We start from the raw sequence: 18,158 nt of genomic DNA, 5'->3' as shown, positions 1-18,158 counted from the left end.
ATGTACCTCCTGTCGCTATTGAGAGCCTAAACAGCACACCCCTCCCAAGCCAGTGGCAAAACCCCATGATGACGCTTTCATCACATATTCCGAACAACCCCTCGATCGGGATCACAATTTGCAAGGTTGAGCTGTAACCAAATATTCATTAAGTGGTCATTAAATTGACAAGTTGGAACAAGGCCCGCACCATCGGGTCAAACTCTATACGGATGAACGATCTCTCCCTTACTCGCTCAAAGGATGAGCTTATATGAATCGCCCCTCCTCAGGCCGCCCCCGTGCCCTGAGTCTGTCCTCCGGGCTACTGGCCCTGCTGGGCGGATTGCTGCTGCTGACGCTGTTATTACCGCTGATCAATCCCGGCAGCTGGCTGGGCCGTGCCCAACCGCTGGTGCTGGGCCCCGCCGACAATCCGCTGGCCACCCTCACCCGCCACGCCCTGCTCTATAAAAGCGACAGCCGCGGCCTCTATCTGGTGGTGCGCAGCCAGTGGCTGTTGCGGGGGCCGCTGCAAGCGGGGGACAAGGTGCGAGTGGAGCTGCTCAACGACAAGGGGGAGCGGATAGACCAGCTCAGTCAGGCGGTGGATAAGCGTCAGGTGTGCCGCAATAACCGCTGCTCGCTGGATCTAAACAGCACCCTGCGCGCCCCGGACGATGCACTGGCCAGCCGCTATCAGCTGCGCATCGGTCTGCTGCTCAAAGATCGCCCCGAGAGCGGCGATTTCAGCCAGATCCTGCAAACCCTGCCGGAGCAGGGCTTCAACCTCACCTATCTGATGGTGAGCCTTACTCTGGTACTGGTTCTGAGCGCCGCCGTGCTCAAAACGGTGCTGCCAACGCTGCGCCGCAGCCTGCGCTGGCGGATCATCGGCAGCCTGCTGCTCGGCAACCTCACCTTCGTGCTGCTGCACGGCTTCGTGGTGTTCAAGCTGGGGGAGTTTCTGCTCTGGTCAGGCTTTCGGCCGGAACACTACTATCTGGCCTGGGGCAGCATGGTGCTGGGCTGGAGCCTCTGCGCGCTCGCGGGCTTCAACCTCTATATGGGGCTGGTCTTTACCGCACTTTCGGGAATAGGCCTGCTGGCCAACTTTATGAAGATCGCCATCTACGGGGTGCCACTCGGGGGTGATGATTTTGGCAACCTGCTGGCGCTGCTGCGGATTCTCCTCGATCAGCACCCCATCCTACCCATCTTCACCCTTTTGCTGGCACTGTTTCTCTGCTGGCGCTTTGCCCTGTCACGCTGGGTGCTGCGCACCGCAGCCGCCACCGTCGCCTTCTTTGCCCTCTGTGTCTTTGCCACCCAGACCGGCAACAAGTTGCTGGGGGCCAACATTCGTTACGTGGATCGCGCAGTCAACTACCACAGGGACATCATCCGCTCCGGCCCCGGCCTCTATCTGTTCAATCTGGTGGACGAGATGCTGCAAAGCGGCAGCGTGTTTCGCTACCCCTTGCAGATCAACGAGCTGACCCCGCAGTTGAGCCATCCGCCCCAAGGCATTGCGCCGCGCTGGGATCTGGTGATCGTGCTGCAATATGAGTCGCTCTGGCTCGACTGGAAGGGGCGTATCTGCGCCCCGGCCCCCACCCTATCCCTGCCCGCCAGCGTGCAGCAGTGGCAAAAGACCATCCACTCCCCCACCACTGGCGGCATGACGGTGCTGGCGGAGTTCGAGATGAATACCGGCCTGCCGGTGGGCTTGCTCAAGCAGGGGGTGGTGCCCTACTACTACCTCTCGGAGCAGGTGCCGGGGCTGGCCCAGAGCGCCAGACAGAGCGGCTATAAGACGCTGTTCGCCCACCCCTACGTAGAAAAATTCTGGGGCCGCGCCAAGGCAATCCCGGCGCTCGGCTATGAGGAGCGTTGGTTCGATACCCGTTTTACCACCCTTGAGTACAAGGGGCTCTATATCTCAGATGATGCGCTGATCGACCACCTGCTCAAGCGCAGCGAACAGGATGATAAGCCGCTGTTTGCCTATGCGGTCACCATGCAGGGGCACGGCCCCTTCGATGGCCCCCGCTATCAGGGGCAGGAGCGCAGCGGCGCCTGCCCGAACCAGAGCGAGAGCGACACCCAGTTGCTCAACACCTACTACACCGGGGTGGTGGATGCCATGGCCTCGCTTGAGCGTCTGCTCAAGACCCTCGACCAGTCGGGCAAGCGCTATCTGGTGGTGGCCTTTGGCGATCACCAGCCGTTTTTGATGTCCGCCGGCAAGGGTATTCACGGCGACAAACCGGCGCGCGATGCCACCTACCAGATCCCCATGATGGCCTTTGCCCGCAGCGATGATCCTCTTATCCTCGGGGAACAATTTGCTCCGGTGCGCCAGCTCTACCAGATGGGTCAGGCCACCCGCCAGCTGCTGGCGGGGGATATCACCCCCATCGAGGACAAGCCTCTGCTCCATCCGGTGCTGGGAGAAGAGAAGGGGTTCGACCCCTCGAGCCTGGTTCCGCAGATCCGCGCCAGCTTCCGGCCCGATGCCCAACCCTGAGCCTTAAGCCCTGCAACACGAATAGATGAGGCCGCAATAGCGGCCTCTGGTTATTACTTTCTCTTTGTCACTGCGACTGCAAAATCCCGTCTTTAGCGGGCGTTGCGGGTTGCAACGGCATCCGCCAGATTGCGCAGCAGCACTTCTGTATCGGCCCAACCGATGCAGGCATCCGTGATGCTCTGACCGAAGGTAAGCTCGCAGCCCTCGACCAAATCCTGACGCCCTTCCACCAGATGGCTCTCCACCATCACACCAAACACCGCCTTGCTGCCGGCACGCAGCTGACCGGCTACATCTTCGGCCACCACCATCTGGTTCTTGAACTGTTTGCTGCTGTTGGCGTGACTGAAGTCGATCATCACCTTCTGCGGCAAACCGGCCTTCTCCAGCCCCTTCACAACTTCGCTGACATGGGCCGCACTGTAGTTCGGCTCACGACCACCACGCAGAATGATGTGACAGTCCGGGTTGCCGCGGGTCGCCACGATGGCGGAGTGACCGTATTTGGTGACCGACAGGAAGTGGTGCGGCGCACTGGCAGCCCCGATGGCATCGATGGCCACCTTGATGGTGCCATCAGTGCCGTTCTTGAAGCCCACCGGGCAGGAGAGACCGGAGGCCAGCTCGCGGTGTACCTGGGATTCGGTAGTACGGGCACCGATCGCGCCCCAGCTCATCAGATCCGCCACATATTGCGGGGTGATCATGTCGAGGAACTCGGAGGCAGTTGGCAGCCCCATGTCGTTGAGATCCAGCAACAGCTTGCGACCAATGCGCAGACCGTCGTTGATCTTGCAGCTATTGTCGAGGTACGGATCGTTGATCAGCCCCTTCCAGCCCACTGTGGTGCGCGGTTTTTCGAAGTAGACCCGCATCACGATCTCCAGCTGACCTTTCAGCTCGTCGCGCAACGCCTTGAGGCGCTTGCCGTACTCCAGCGCGGCAACCGGATCATGGATGGAGCAAGGACCAATCACCACCAGCAGACGATCATCTTCGCCGGCCAGGATATTGTGAATGGCCTGACGGGATTCAAAAACGGTGGACGAGGCCACCTCGGTAGCCGGAAACTTCTCAAGCACCGCAACCGGGGGTAATAACTCTTTGATTTCACTGATACGAACGTCGTCGGTTTGATGCTGCATGACAAGGCTTCCTGCTAGATGACTGCGATTAGGAAATCTCAACATAGCCCGCGACAGCGCATGTGTAAATAGGAAATTACAGCAATCACAAAACTATTTTGCATGGCAATCTTGCAAGTTATTGAAATGATGCTACGCGAAATGACGATGCTGGTGAGGAAGGCAAGAAGGCCCGCTCAGCGCGGGCCCGAAGCGTCGATGATGACGGGTTTGTCAGTGATCAGCCACGCGAGCTGATACTGGCCAGCTTGTCGAAGTAATCCGGGAAGGTCTTCGAGGTGCACTTGGGATCATTGATGGTGACCGGAGTATCCGACAACGCCACCAGCGAGAAGCACATGGCGATACGGTGATCGTTGTAGGTGTCGATCTCGGCATGTTTGAGCTGGGTCGGCGGGGTCACGGTGATGAAGTCATGCCCCTCCTCCACTTCAACGCCAAGCTTGCGCAGCTCGGTCGCCATGGCGTGCAGACGATCGGTCTCTTTCACCCGCCAGTTGTAGATATTGCGAATGGAGGTCGGCCCCTCGGCAAACAGTGCGGCAACGGCGATGGTCATGGCCGCATCGGGAATATGGTTCATGTCCATATCCACTCCGTGCAGCGGTGCCTGCTCCGCCTCGATAAAATCATCGCCCCAGGTGATGCGCGCGCCCATCTTCTCCAGCACGTCGGCGAAGTGGATATCACCCTGAATGCTGTGCTTGCCGATACCGGTGACCCGCACCTTGCCCTTGATGGCGCCCGCTGCGAGGAAGTAAGAAGCGCTGGAGGCATCTCCTTCCACCAGAAAGTCACCCGGACTAATGTAGGTCTGGTTGCCCTTGATGTAGAACAGCTTGTAGTTGTCGTGCTCGATGACCACCCCGAACTGCTTCATGATGTGCAGGGTGATATCGATATATGGCTTGGAGACCAGCTCTCCCTTGATGTGGATCCGGGTATCACCGGCCGCCATCGGCGCCGCCATCAAAAACGCGGTCAGAAACTGGCTGGAGACGGAGCCATCGACGTGCACATCGCCGCCCCACAGCCCCTTGGCGTCCACCACCAGCGGCGGATAACCATCGTGTTTCAGGTACTGGATATGGGCACCCGCTTCACGCAGGGCATCCACCAGATGGCCGATGGGACGCTCTTCCATACGCGGCTCGCCACCCAAGGTATATTCACCGGAACCGAGGCATAGCGCGGCGCACAGCGGTCGCATGGCAGTACCGGCGTTGCCGAGGAACAGATTGACCGGCTCTTTTACCGCAAAGCTGCGGCCCAGACCCTGCACGGTACACTCGGTCTTGTCTGCGGAGAGCTTGTACTTGACCCCGAGCTGGGTCAGCGCAGCCAGCATGTGACGAATGTCATCGCTGTCGAGCAGGTTGGTCAGACGAGTGGTGCCACGAGCCAGCGCCGCCAGCAGCAGCGCTCGGTTAGAGACACTCTTGGAGCCGGGCAAATTGACCTCACCGGCCACACGTGAAATGGGTTCCAAACGCAACAAATTCATAGACTTCCTGTGCTATCTCAAAAATAAACGCCTGTCCGGACGTTAACAGCCTGCGTCCCGCTCGGCAAGGGCACTTTCAGCGGAAATCGCACGGCAAACGCCAGCGCGCTGGTTCTGTTGAAAAAAACGCCGGGGTATACCCGGCGTCTTGAATCACTGCAATAGCTGTAAGCGGCTCACGGGTTGTCACGAGAGGCCGCCAGCAAACAGGTGGAGCTCTCTTATCAGCCGTGGCGCTTGGCAAAGCCATCCATAAAGCTGACCAGGGCCTTCACCCCCTCCAGCGGCATGGCATTGTAGATACTGGCGCGCATGCCGCCGACAATGCGGTGCCCTTTGAGCGCCAGCAGACCAGCCGCTTCCGATTCGGCCAGGAACTGCTTGTCCAGCTCGGCATTTTTCAGCTGGAACGGGATGTTCATCCGCGAACGGCAGCTGACATCGACCTGATTGCCATAGAAGCTCGACTGATCGAGATAGTCATAGAGGAAGTCGGCCTTCTCCTTGTTGCGCGCTTCCATCGCCTCGAGGCCACCCTGTTCCTTGAGCCACTCGAACACCAGACCGGCCAGATACCAGGCGTAGGTGGGCGGCGTGTTGAACATGGAGTCGTTCTTGGCAGTGAGCTTGTAGTCAAAAATCGAGGGGACATCGGCTCTTGCCTGATCCAGCAGATCATCGCGCACGATGGCGATGGCAAGCCCGGACGGCCCGATATTCTTCTGGGCACCGGCATAGATGATGCCAAAGCGGCTCACGTCGAGAGGACGGGAGAGGATGGTGGAGGAGAGATCTGCTACCAGCGGCACCTCGCCGGTGGCCGGGATGTCGAACATCTCGATGCCGTCGATGGTTTCGTTCGGGCAGTAGTGAACATAGGCCGCATCGGCGCGAAACGCCGGCGTCGGCAGCAGGTGGGAGATCCCCTGCTCGTTCTTGGCAACACCCTGGAAGGTCTGGATATCGCCATACTTTTTGGCTTCATCCACCGCGCTCTGGGACCAGACACCGGTCAGCAGAAAGTCCGCTTTCTTGTTGGCCCCGCCCAGCAGGTTCATGGGCACGGCGGAGAACTGACCGCGGCCGCCACCGTGCATGAAGAGCACCTTGTAGTTGTCCGGCACCGCCAGCAGCTCGCGCAGATCCGCTTCGGCCTTCTCGGCAACCGCCATGTAGGGCTTGCCGCGATGGGAAAGCTCCATGACCGAGGCTCCCAGCCCCTGAAAATTACAAAATTCGCGCTGGGCGCGCTCCATGACTTCAACCGGCAGCATGGCGGGGCCGGCGCAGAAGTTGTAAATCTGTTTGCTCATGACGCTTTCCGTGAGTGGATGAGAGTAATCGATGACTTGTCAGGTTTTACACAAGAGCCGCCACAGGATCAAAGGCTTTTTGGGAGCTGGCTCAACCTTTTACCATCACTCTGCATCCCCCTTGCAGTAGAAAAAGCCCTGAACGGGTCAGGGCTTGCAGGGAACATGCACAGAAATGGCGGGCAGAGCGCATAAACGACCACAGCTCAGCCATTTCTGACAAATTTACAGTTTGGCGGTGAGCTCAGGCAGCAGGGTGAAGAGATCCCCCACCAGCCCGTAGTCCGCCACCTGAAAGATGGGGGCGTCGCTGTCCTTGTTGATGGCCACGATCACTTTCGACTCCTTCATCCCCGCCAGATGCTGGATGGCCCCCGAAATACCGACCGCGATATAGAGCTCCGGCGCCACCACCTTGCCGGTCTGCCCCACCTGCAGATCGTTGGCGACATATCCCGCATCAACGGCGGCCCGCGATGCCCCCACCGCGCCGCCCAGCTTGTCGGCCAGCGCCTCAATCAGAGCAAATTGCGCCTTGGAGCCCAGCGCCCGACCACCGGAGACCACCACCCGAGCGGCTGTCAATTCGGGCCTGCTGGAGCGCACCGCGCGGCGCTCGACCAGCCGGGTACGGCCAGCGAATTCGGGCACGGCCAAGTGCTCGATAAGAGCCTGTCCGCCCGTCGCCGCCTTGGCAAACGCGGTGGCCCGCACTGTCATCACCTTGACGGGTGCCGAGCTTGCCACTCTGGCAATGGCATTGCCCGCATAGATGGGGCGCAGGAAGATGTCGCTGCTCTCGATAGCCGTCACCTCGGAGAGCATCTCCACCCCGAGCCGGGCCGCGACCTGTGGCAGCAACGCCTTGCCCATGGTACTCGCCGCCATCAGACAGTGGCTGTAACCTTTGCACCAGCTGGCCAGCAGCTTGTCCACCCCATCCAGCAGCCCGTCGGCCAACAGGGGATGTTCGGCAAGCAACACCTTGTCGACGCCGCTGAGGGCTGCCGCCTGTTCACCCGCCTCGGTCAGCCCCTGCCCCAGCAACAGCAGGTCGACCTGACCGCCGATGGCTCCGGCGGCGGTGACCAGTTGTGCCACGTTGTCGGCCAGATGACCCTGATGATGTTCGGCAATGATCAGCACGCTCATGGCAGCACCTTCGCTTCGTGTTTGAGTTTGTCCACCAGCTCGTCCACCGAGCCCACCTTGACCCCGGCGCTGCGGGCTGGCGGTGCCATCACCCCGAGCAAACGGGTCTGATTGGCCACCTCAACGGCGAGTGTCGAGAACGGAGCGCTATCCAGCGGCTTGCGCTTGGCCTTCATGATGTTGGGCAGCGAGGCAAAACGCGGTTCATTCAAACGCAGATCGGCGCTCACTACCGCAGGCAAAGGCATGCCCAGGGTCTCGAGGCCACCGTCGATTTCGCGAGTCACCAGCAGCTCTCCCGCTTCCACCTTAAGGGCGGACGCGCAGGTCGCCAGCGGCCAATCATTGAGAGCAGCCAACATCTGGGCCACCTGATTGTTGTCTGAATCGATGGACTGCTTGCCGAGCAGCACCAGATCTGGCTGCTCCTGCTCACACACCTTGTGCAAGGCACGGGCGACAGTCAGCGGTGTGAGCGTCTCATCGGTGACATAATGCAGCGCCCGATCCGCCCCCAGCGCCAGCCCATGGCGCAGTTGCTCGGCGGCAGCGTCAGGGCCAAATGTCACCACCACCAGTTCGCTGGCAACCCCGGCTTCCCGCAGCCTGACCCCCTCCTCCACCGCAATTTCACAAAAGGGGTTGATCCCCATCTTCACATTGGCGAGCTCCACGTCGGAGCCGTCTCCCTTCACCCGGATCTTGACGTTGTAGTCGACTACCCGTTTGATTGCGACCAGCAGCTTCATGGGGTCATGCCTCGTCTCTTTGGATTGAATTCATTAGTGTGCCTCTGCGTTTGTTGCAGTACGCTCTTCCCTGATTTTTTGCTTTTTCTTGCCCAGTTTTGCTTACAACTGCTTTACGTTTACGTAAACTACCAGCATTACCCTAGGCCAACCAGAGCGCAGAGGCAAGATGGAACGGGAAGCAATGGAATTTGATGTCGTCATCGTCGGCGGCGGTCCGGCGGGGCTCACTGCAGCCATCGCCCTGAAACAGCAGGATGCCACTCTCTCGGTCTGTCTGCTGGAGAAAGGGGCGGAAATTGGCGCCCATCTGCTCTCCGGCGCCCTGTTTGATCCCGTCGCCTTGCAAGAACTGCTGCCGGATTGCTGGCAGCAAGCACCGCTCGGCGTACCGGTCAGCGACGATCAGGTGCATCTGCTGCAAAGCGAGCAACGCTCCCTGCAACTACCCGCCTGGGCCGTGCCACCCCGGATGCACAATCAGGGTTGCCATGTGGTCAGTCTTGGCAATCTCTGCCGCTGGCTTGGCCAACAGGCGGAGCAGCTGGGAGTCGAAATATACCCGGGGTTTACCGCCAGCGAACTTATCATGGAAGCAGGCCGGGTCAAGGGGGTGATCACCGGCGATCTGGGGCTGGATCGGGCTGGGAACCCAAAAGCTGATCATGTGCCCGGCATGGCGCTGCTCGGTCGCTACACCCTCTTTGCCGAAGGGGCCCGCGGCCATCTCGGCAAGCAGCTGATCGCCGAGTTCAATCTGGAAAACCCAGCCCAACCCCAACACTACGCCATCGGCTTCAAGGAGCTGTGGCAACTGCCTGCAGGTCGGGGCAGAGCAGGACGGGTGCTGCACGGTAGTGGCTGGCCCCTTGGCAAGCAGAGGGGTGGCAATAGCCACGGTGGCTTCTATCTCTATCACATGGAGGGGGATCAGGTCGCGGTCGGGCTGATTGTCGATCTTAACTACCAGAACCCCTGGCTCAGCCCGTTCGACGAATTCCAGCGCCTCAAGCATCACCAGCTTATCGCCGGCGTGTTGCAAGGGGGGGAGCGCATCAGTTACGGCGCCCGCGCCATCACCAAGGGGGGTTGGCACGCCCTGCCCCGCATGCATTTTCCCGGCGGCCTGCTGATCGGTTGTGATGCGGGCACCCTCGACTTTTCCCGCATCAAGGGGATCCACACCGCCATGAAATCGGGGATGCTGGCGGCAAAAACCGTCGCAATGGCACTGCGGGGAGGCGATGAGGGGGGCCGAGATCTGGCACAGTATGGCGACGAACTGCACCAGAGCTGGCTGGCCTGCGAACTCAAGGCGGCGCGTAACTTCGGCGCGGCGCTTCACCGCTATGGTCCCTGGTTAGGCGGTGCCTTCAACTGGCTGGAGCAACGGCTGTTTGGCGCAAACTCGCCCTTCAAGCTGCTCGATAAGGCGCACGATTATCGTCAGCTGCGCGTGGCCAGTCGCTGCGAGCCCATCCATTATCCCAAACCCGATGGCAAGCTGAGCTTTGACAAGCTCTCGTCTGTGTATCTGGCCAACACCAGTCACGACGAGGATCAGCCTTGTCACCTCAAGCTGCAGGACGAGCGCATTCCGGTCGAGGTCAATCTGCCCACTTGGGCCGAACCCGCCCAACGCTACTGCCCGGCAGGGGTGTTTGAAGTACTGGAAACGGAAGGTGCGGCCAAACTGCAGATCAACGCTGCCAACTGTATTCACTGCAAGACCTGTGACATTAAAGATCCCAGTCAAAATATCATCTGGACTCCACCACAGGGGGGCTCCGGGCCCAATTATCCGAATATGTGATGAAGCGGGGCAGCGGCAACAAGCAGCCCCAGCTAGCCCTCCCCCAGCCAAAGGCGGGTTCTACCCCGCATAGCCGCTCAGGTGATCCGACCTCGCTGGTTTTTTGAACAAACAAGCTGAATCCCTGATGAATAGCCCCTGACAAGCGCGGCCCGCCCCTGTATAGTTCGCCGCATTCAGGTTTTCCATCGGCCCGATCTGCTTATCCACGGGATCGCCTTCTGCTGCGATCTAAGGCCGCATGACCTGTGCAACCATCCCTGATTACCCATGACATTTTAAGGGGGGACAGATGATCACCGCCTACATTCTCAACAACAAGGTGCTGGACATAGTCACGCTCGGGCCTGACGACATAGTACCTGACAACACGGTCTGGCTGGATGCCTACAAGCCGGACACGGCAGAGCGAGAATGGTTGACGGGCCTGTTCCTGGAAGAGGTCCCCGACAAAGAAGAGCTCGACGACATCGAAGCATCCGCCCGTTTCTACTGGGATACCGATGGTCTGCACATTCACTCCCTGTTTCCCCAGCGGATCGGTCGTGACACCAAGGGTGTCCACGTCTCCTTTACCCTGCGCAACAACCTGCTGATCAGCATTCGTGAAGATGACATCGGGCTGGTACGCCTGCTGCGCCACTACATGCGCCAGGATCGGCTTGAAGTGGAGGATGCCCTCGACATCCTGCTGGAGGTGCAAAACCTCAAGGTAGAGTACCTTTCCGACCTTATCGAAGATGGTTACAAAACGTTGGAAAACACCGCAGATCAGATCTTCGAGCCGGATCAGATCAACCCCATGCTCAAGGAGCTGTTGGCACAGGAAGAGGCCAACGGTCAGATCCGTCTCTCCCTGCACGATACCCGCCGCGCCCTGCGTTTCCTCAAACGCAGCCTGCGCCAACGCATGAGCCTGGAGCAGAACAAGTGGATCGACGAGATGCTGCACGACGTGGAGTCTCTCTTGCCCCACACCCAGTTCCTGTTTGACAAGATCAACTTCCAGCTGGAAGCCTCCATGGGGGTAACCAATCTGGAGCAAAACAAGGTGATCAAGATCTTCTCGGTAGCCGCCGTAATCTTCCTGCCGCCGACCCTGATCGCCAGTATCTACGGCATGAACTTCGGCCGCATGCCGGAGCTCGCTTGGGAGTATGGTTATCCCATGTCACTGGTGCTGATGGTGATGTCATCGCTCGGCACCGGGCTCTTCTTCAAGCGCAAAGGCTGGCTGTAACGCCAGCTGCCCGGCACAAAAAGATTCTCGCGGATTGGGGGGCATGGCCCCCGATTAATTCCCCCCCTCTCCCTTGCCTTGCAAAGGGGTCGCCTTCGCCCCATATCCTCTGCATCACCTGCACTCTATGAATGGATATCGGGCAACCATGACCCTCTACCCCGAACACCGCTATGACGATCACGGCCAGTTGCGCCCGCCCCTCTGGTTCTGGCCCATCGCCCTGTTGCTGACCCGCTCGGTCTGGCTATTTCTGATGGCCGGCGTCACCCGCGAGAGCGGCAGCGAGATCCTGACCCTCTTCTATCCCGACAGGATAAGTCTCTACATCAGCCTGCTGACCGACGTACCCGCCATGCTGGCGTTGCTCGCCTGCGGGGGCACCTATCAGCAGACCCAGAGCATTCGCGCCAGACTCCGGCGCCACAGCCCGTTGCTGCTGCTCTGCTCTGCCATCAGCGGCCTGTTGATGCAACTCCACAGCCTCAATCTGCAGAAGTGGTCATTCAGCTGGCCCACCGCACTGGTGCTGGTCGCCAGCCTCTGGTCACTATGGTATCTGCTGCGCAGCCGCCAGCTACGGGAATATGCTGCTGATGATCCTCATCAGGAACCCTCCATCTAGCCAGACACGTGGTCATAGCATCGGACCGTAAACATGAGGAGGCCGCTGCCCCGCTGTCGAGGGGCGGCAACGCCCGCACTCTAGCCCCATTGGTGACACCCAATCGGATAAGGGATCATCAATATAGGTGTTCGGTCACTGCATTCAGCTTTGATTCATCAGCAATACAATTGATAACACTTTTCATTACTCTTACAGCGTTATAAACTTGCTCCCCCCGGGCGGCCCCGCCCGGGTGCTGGAGCCTTTATGACAAGCCTTTCTCTCTCACCCCGACAATTCTGGCAGTGGCTGGCCTACCACCATCAGGCCGCCGAGGGCACCCTCTATCTGATGTTCTTCTCCGGCCTGCTGCTGTGGGAACCGCTGACCCCGCTCTGGTCGCTGGCACGCTGGAATCTGTTTTTCCATGTGATGCTCTCGCTCACCCTGTTCCCGCTGCTGTTTGGCGCCTTCTGGCTCTCCCATCGCAGCTTGTTGAACCGCAGCAACAAACCCTTTTTACGCACCACGGGGCGGATTATTGAAGCCCTGCTGCTGATCTGTCTGGCCAGCGGCCTGCTGCTGGTGCTGCACGGCACTCCGGGCGATGCCACGGGCAACCTCGCCAGCTGGGCCCACTGGCTGAGCACATTGGCGTTAACTCCTCTGGTGCTGCGCCACGCCTGGCGCTGGACCATCTTGAAATGGCGCTCCTGATCCCATGTTGAAGTCATCTCTTTGTGCATGTTTGTCACCCCTGTTGACACTCGTCCTGCTGCTGGCCAGCCCTTTCGCGTTTGCCCAGCAGATGAGTTCAGGGATGATCGCCTATGAGGAGGGGCAAAGCCCGCGCCTCGTCACCGCCAACCTGAGCGCAGGTTCCGTCACCCTGCTTGAGCGCGATAGCGGCAAGCGGCTCAAAGAGGTGCAGCTGGGGGGCGATCTGCGCCAGTTGGCCCGCGCCGATGATGGCACTCTGCTGGTCACCGACTACAGCGGCGATCGCGTGCTGCTGCTGGATGATGATCTCGATCTGGAAAAGGCGATCCCCACCGGTCATCGCCCCTATGGGGTCATCTTCGATGCCAAGCGGCAGTGGTTCTGGGTCACGTTGTTCGAATCCGCTCGCCTGCAGGCTTACGACAGCGCCGGCAACCTCCAGCTGGATGCAGAAACCGCCGAGACTCCCCGTGGACTGGCCCTGACCGACGACGATCGCCTGCTGCTGACCCACGCCATGACCGGCCAGCTCGCCATCTATGATCTCGCCAAGCTTGGCCACAGCGCCAAGGGCTCTTCGCTTCCCAAGCCCAAGCTCATCACCCTGACCGAGACCCATAGCGACACGCCGAGCGACTCCCAGGGCTTGCCGCGCCTGCTCGATGGCATCGCCCTCTCCCCCGATGGCAGCGAGGCCTGGCTGCCTCATGTGCTGTGGAGCTTCGATCACCCCTTCCAGTTTCAGAGCACCGTCTTTCCGGCCGTCTCCATCATCGATCTCGATGAGGAGAAAGAGCGGGTCGATGAAAGAAAGCAGCTCTTTTTGCAGATCAACCTGCCAAGCGTCGGCAACCGCAGCCAGATTGTCTCCAACCCGTTCGCGGCGCGCTTCGCCGCCGACGGCAAGCGGGTCTATCTGACCCTGGCGGGCTCGGAAGATCTGTTGGTGTTCGATCTCTCCCGCAGCGGCAAGTCCAACAACAACCGCCACCGCCGCAAGAAGTTTCAGGGGGGCGCCAAGGCGACCCAGCTCTTGCGCCACCTGCCGGGCCAGAATCCGCGGGATCTGCTGATCGATGGCGACCACATTCTGGTGCACAACGCCATGGGGCAGGATCTCACCCGCCTCAATAGCGGCGGCAGCGGCCCCTTCGCCCGAGTCACGGTTGATGCGCCCCACTTCGCCAAGCTGGTAGAGACGGATCCGCGCCCCGAGCCTCTTCAGCGCGGCGAGCGGCTGTTCAACTTGGGCAACACCGCGTCCAACTCACGCTTCCCCATGGCGGGGGACAACTGGATGAGCTGCAACTCCTGCCATCTGGATGGGTTCAATTTCACCAACCGCTATCTGATGGCGGCCCATCGCCAGAAGAGCGGCGACAACGCCATCAACGGCCACGCCAACCTCACCAACATGGTGGCGGGGGATTTTGTCAGCGAATACCTGCGCATGACCCAGCAGACCCAGGGCGGCATGGGCCATGACACCCGCGATGGGGCCGAGGCAGTTGACCCCGCCAAGCCCCAGCCCGAGGTGAAGGCGATGATGGAAGATCTGCACGCCTTCGTCACCGCCGATGGCAACCTCCCCTATCTCGCCAACTGGCTGCGACTCGATGCCCCGCGCACTGATCCCGCCAAGGCGCCGACTACCCACCCGAAGGAGTGGCTCAACTCCGCCTCCTGCCAGAACTGCCACCAACAGGCCTTCAAGGACTGGAGCGAGAGCAACCACCGACTGATGGGCAACTCCCACCCCTACTACAAGGTGGTGCAGGCGCTGGCCCGCGAAACCGAAGGGGAAGCGTTCGGCCAGTGGTGTCAGGGCTGCCATATGCCCCAGCAGGTGATGACAGGCCAGCTGGATCTGCCCAAGGGCTCCCACATGTTCGAGCAGGGCGGCGCCTCGCTGATTGCCGCCCACAAGGCGGGCGAACCTGTGGTTGAGGAAGGGACCGGCTGCGTGCTCTGCCATCGCATCACCAAAGTGGAAGATGCGGGCGGCAACAGCGCCTTTACGGTGAATTTGAAAGACCGGGAGAGCTATGTGTTCGAGGATGCCCCGGGCGGCAGCCTCCAGCACTGGCTGGCCGAGCGGCAGATCAACGCCCGCCCGGCAGCCCACAAAGCCTCCTACCAGAAGGATTTCTACCGCGATGCGGCCCTGTGCAAATCCTGCCACAACGAGTTTGCCCCGGGCACCGGCGCCAATATCGTCAACACCTGGGACGAGTGGGAAAAATCCAGCTTCGCCAAGGCCGAGGATCCTGCCAAGCGGCGCACCTGCATTGACTGCCACATGAACCCGGAGCCGAGCAATGGCGGCGCACCGGTCGCGGGCCAGTCCACCGAAAACGGCACCATGAAGGCGCGGCTCTATCGCCACAACTTTACTGGCGCCCAGCACCAGCTGGTGGGGCTGCGCAATCCAGACCTTGAACAGGAGAGTCTGGCGCTCTTGCGCTCCAGCGCTACCCTCTCCGCCCGTATCGAACAGGCGGCCGATAGTCAGCGGCTGGTGGTGCGAGTCGCCAATACCGGCGCAGGCCATGCCCTGCCCACCGGGGTGGCCGATTTTCGTGAACTCTGGCTGGAGCTGACCGTCACAGACGCCAACGGCAAGCTGGTGCTTGCCAGCGGCCAGCCGGTGGATGGCGCTGTCCCAGAAGATGCGCGACTGTTCAGAAAAGTGTTCGGCGATGCCGAGGGCAAGCCGGTGGGGCTCAAGTTCTGGCGCTACGCCAAGCTCTTGGAAGATACCCGCATTCCGGCCGATGGCTGGCGAGATGAAGCTTGGCCGCTGCCCGCAGATGCCCAAGGGCCCTTCAAGGCCGACATCAAACTCAATTTCCGCACCTACCCCAAGTGGGTCAATGATGCGGTGCGCGCCGCCGAGCCGAGCTTGCCGGAGCCACCCATAGTGCTGCTCACGCGTCTACAACTAAATCGGTTGCAACTCACCTTGCAGCCTCTCCCCGTCACGCCCGCTACGGAGCCTCAATCCTGATGTTTGCAAGTTTTCTCATTACCCTGCGCGAGGGGCTGGAAGCCTTCCTGCTGGTCGGCATCTGCCTCTCCTACCTCGCCAAGCTGGGGGCGAGCCGCTACAACAAGTTCATCTATCTGGGGGTGGCGCTCGGCCTTGTCGCCTCCCTTGTGGTCGCCTTCCTGTTCCAGGTGGTGGTGAGCCAGTTCGAGAGCGAGCGCTACAACCACCTCTTGATGGCGGGGATCCTCATCTTCGCCACGTTGGTGCTCACCTATATGGCGATCTGGATGCAAAAGCAGGCCAAATCCCAGGTGGGGGCCATGACAGCGCGCATCGATGCGGCCATCGATGGCGGCAACCTGTTTGGGCTGGTGCTGCTCGCCTTTCTGGCGGTGATGCGCGAAGGGTTTGAAACCGTGCTCTTCTTCTCCGCCCTGCTCTATTCGGGCCAAGGGGTCGATCTGCAATCCGGCATGATGGGCGCGCTGGCAGGGCTGCTGGTCTCCATCGCGCTGGTGTGGGGGCTGCTGCGCTCCACCCGCAAGGTGGCGCTGGCTCCCTTCTTCCGCTGGACTGGCCTGCTTATCATCATCATCGCCGCAGGCTTGCTCTCGTCCGCCGTCAACATGTTGCAGGCGGCGGATATCATCACCTTCTGGACCACGCCGGTGTTCGACATCAGCCACATTCTCGACGATCAGGGGGTATTTGGTACCTTCCTGCGCGCCCTGTTTGGCTACAATGCCTCACCCGCTGGCTTGCAGCTGCTGACCTGGGCCCTCTATCTGGCGATCTTCGTTACCCTCTGGCAACGCAGCTACCGCCCGCAGGTGAGCACTGCATCCAGCAAGGGCTAAGCCAACACGCCCTGTGGCAACAAGGCCGCGGGGTAACAACACTATTCGAGAGCCGCGCCTTGGCGCGGTTCCCTTATCTATCAAGCAGTTTCGGAATAGGTCATGAGCGATAACAACAAGAAAAGCATTGCAGTGCTGGGCGCTGGCCCCGCCGGTTTGATGGCGGCCTGGCGCCTGCGCCGCGCCGGTTTTGCCGTCACCCTGTTCGAGCAGGAGCCGGTGGTCGGTGGCATGTGCGCCACCCAGACCTTCAAGGGGCGCGATGGGGAGTATCGCTTTGACTACGGCGGCCACCGCTTTATCACCAAGAACCCCGAATTGCTCGCCTTTATCGACGAGCTGATGGGGGACGATCTGCTCCATGCCGAGCGCAAGAGCGTGATCCGCTTTGGCGGACGCACCTATGACTACCCCCTGAACCTGCCCAACCTGCTCAAGACGGCGCCGCTCGCCCTGATGGCCGGTGCGGTGAAAGACTTGCTGCTGTTGCCCTTTGCCAAGAAGCCGGATGATTTTGCCAAGGCGAGCTTTGCCGAGTGGATCCAGAGCCACTTTGGTCGCACCCTCTACCGCCAGTTTTTCGAGGGCTACACCGGCAAGCTGTGGGGCATCAACCCGGACAAGCTCTCCGCCGACTGGGCCGGTCAGCGCATCAGCCTCATCGATCTCAAAGACGTGGCGCGCCGCCTGCTGCCAAGACGCAACGGCAGTATCTCGGTGCGCACCTATGCCCGCAAATATCGCTACCCCAAGTATGGCTTCGGCCAGATCTTCACCACCCTAGGGGAGCGGCTGGTGGCAGAGGGCGTTGAGCTGAAAACCGGCGCCACCATCACCCGCCTTGAGCAGGCTGATGGCCGCATCGAACGGGTTTATTGGAAACAAGATGACGTTGAGCAGAGCGAGCAATTTGATCAGGTGATCTCCACCCTGCCGCTGCCACTCACCTGCCAGCATCTGGGCTTGCCGTGCGATCTGCACTACCGGTCGCTTCGCTTCGTCAATATGCCGCTTAAAACAGAGAACCTGTCGGACAACACCTGGCAGTACCTCTCCGACCCCCATATTCTGGCGACCCGCTTGCAGGAGCCGCGCCGCCGCAGCCCCTTTATGGCGCCCCAAGGCCAGACCTCGGTAATGCTGGAGATCCCCTGCAATCCGGGGGATGCCACCTGGCAGGCTCCGCTTTCTGATCTGCGCGGTCGGGTTACAGCTGATCTGGCGAGCCTCGGCGTCGATACCCAGAAGCTTGGCGATGAGACCTTCGAAGCCCGCAGCGAGTACGCCTATCCGCTGATGGATTTGGGCTATCAGGCACGCCGTAACGAAGCCATCAAGGCGCTGATGCCGATCAGTAACCTCATCATGACCGGCCGTCAGGGGACATTTCGCTACATCTTCACCGACACCGCCATGGAGATGGGGATGATGGCGGCCGACATGGTGATCGACGGGGTGGACAGACGTCATGCCATCTTTAACCATCGCAACGAAAATACCGTAATCGAAACCCAGAGCGTGGCCTGAGTGCCGCGCCATTGGCATAAGTAAGGAGAA

General features: G+C 60.5%; 13 protein-coding genes. 8 read left to right on the top strand and 5 right to left on the bottom strand.

The window, feature by feature from the left end:
• Positions 1-253 precede the first annotated feature (253 nt).
• Positions 254-2,509, top strand: a complete 2,256-nt coding sequence (locus tag G5171_RS00915) for an LTA synthase family protein (RefSeq protein WP_337072119.1) — start codon at positions 254-256, stop codon at positions 2,507-2,509.
• 92 nt (positions 2,510-2,601) lie between these two features.
• Here the strand turns inward: G5171_RS00915 and aroG are convergent, their stop codons facing one another.
• The 5 genes from aroG to G5171_RS00890 form a co-directional block, all read right to left on the bottom strand.
• Positions 2,602-3,657 (bottom strand): 3-deoxy-7-phosphoheptulonate synthase AroG, encoded by a 1,056-nt coding sequence (gene aroG / locus G5171_RS00910; protein ID WP_005345047.1) that lies wholly within the window; start codon positions 3,655-3,657, stop codon positions 2,602-2,604.
• Positions 3,658-3,877: 220 nt separating this feature from the next.
• Positions 3,878-5,161, bottom strand: a complete 1,284-nt coding sequence (gene aroA, locus G5171_RS00905; protein ID WP_421259674.1) for a 3-phosphoshikimate 1-carboxyvinyltransferase — start codon at positions 5,159-5,161, stop codon at positions 3,878-3,880.
• Between the two features lie 224 nt (positions 5,162-5,385).
• A complete protein-coding gene (serC, locus tag G5171_RS00900; RefSeq protein ID WP_005345045.1) occupies positions 5,386-6,474 on the bottom strand; it encodes a 3-phosphoserine/phosphohydroxythreonine transaminase in 1,089 nt (362 codons plus the stop codon).
• Positions 6,475-6,699: 225 nt separating this feature from the next.
• Positions 6,700-7,626 (bottom strand): electron transfer flavoprotein subunit alpha/FixB family protein, encoded by a 927-nt coding sequence (locus G5171_RS00895; protein WP_268011779.1) that lies wholly within the window; start codon positions 7,624-7,626, stop codon positions 6,700-6,702.
• Positions 7,623-8,375: an electron transfer flavoprotein subunit beta/FixA family protein gene (locus tag G5171_RS00890; RefSeq protein WP_193860402.1), complete on the bottom strand. Its 753-nt coding sequence runs from the start codon at positions 8,373-8,375 to the stop codon at positions 7,623-7,625. Before G5171_RS00890 ends, G5171_RS00895 begins: the two co-directional genes overlap by 4 nt.
• A 169-nt stretch (positions 8,376-8,544) precedes the next feature.
• Here G5171_RS00890 and G5171_RS00885 point away from each other — a divergent pair, with 169 nt between their 5' ends.
• The 7 genes from G5171_RS00885 to G5171_RS00855 all read left to right on the top strand — a co-directional run bounded on the left by G5171_RS00885 (position 8,545) and on the right by G5171_RS00855 (position 18,128).
• The gene (locus tag G5171_RS00885) at positions 8,545-10,188 is read left to right on the top strand and encodes an electron transfer flavoprotein-ubiquinone oxidoreductase (protein WP_421259673.1); all 1,644 of its coding nucleotides are present in this window, start codon (positions 8,545-8,547) and stop codon (positions 10,186-10,188) included.
• Between the two features lie 292 nt (positions 10,189-10,480).
• Entirely contained in the window at positions 10,481-11,428 is a 948-nt protein-coding gene (gene corA, locus G5171_RS00880) for a magnesium/cobalt transporter CorA (RefSeq protein WP_005345036.1), read from the top strand.
• A 148-nt stretch (positions 11,429-11,576) separates the two neighbouring features.
• Positions 11,577-12,053, top strand: coding sequence for a DUF2919 domain-containing protein (locus tag G5171_RS00875; protein WP_421243706.1), 477 nt, complete (start codon positions 11,577-11,579; stop codon positions 12,051-12,053).
• Positions 12,054-12,302: 249 nt separating this feature from the next.
• Positions 12,303-12,752, top strand: a complete 450-nt coding sequence (locus tag G5171_RS00870) for a hypothetical protein (protein ID WP_421259672.1) — start codon at positions 12,303-12,305, stop codon at positions 12,750-12,752.
• Positions 12,753-12,756: 4 nt separating this feature from the next.
• A complete protein-coding gene (locus G5171_RS00865; RefSeq protein WP_421259671.1) occupies positions 12,757-15,762 on the top strand; it encodes a YncE family protein in 3,006 nt (1,001 codons plus the stop codon).
• A complete protein-coding gene (locus G5171_RS00860; RefSeq protein ID WP_204383065.1) occupies positions 15,762-16,601 on the top strand; it encodes an FTR1 family iron permease in 840 nt (279 codons plus the stop codon). The genes G5171_RS00865 and G5171_RS00860 overlap by 1 nt, the downstream gene beginning before the upstream one ends.
• A 102-nt stretch (positions 16,602-16,703) precedes the next feature.
• Positions 16,704-18,128, top strand: coding sequence for an NAD(P)/FAD-dependent oxidoreductase (locus tag G5171_RS00855; protein ID WP_421243710.1), 1,425 nt, complete (start codon positions 16,704-16,706; stop codon positions 18,126-18,128).
• The last annotated feature ends 30 nt before the right edge of the window (positions 18,129-18,158 follow it).

The organism is Aeromonas sp. 600774, from assembly GCF_049175075.1.
GTDB lineage: Bacteria > Pseudomonadota > Gammaproteobacteria > Enterobacterales > Aeromonadaceae > Aeromonas > Aeromonas veronii_A.
This window is presented reverse-complemented; position numbering and strand designations above follow the sequence as displayed.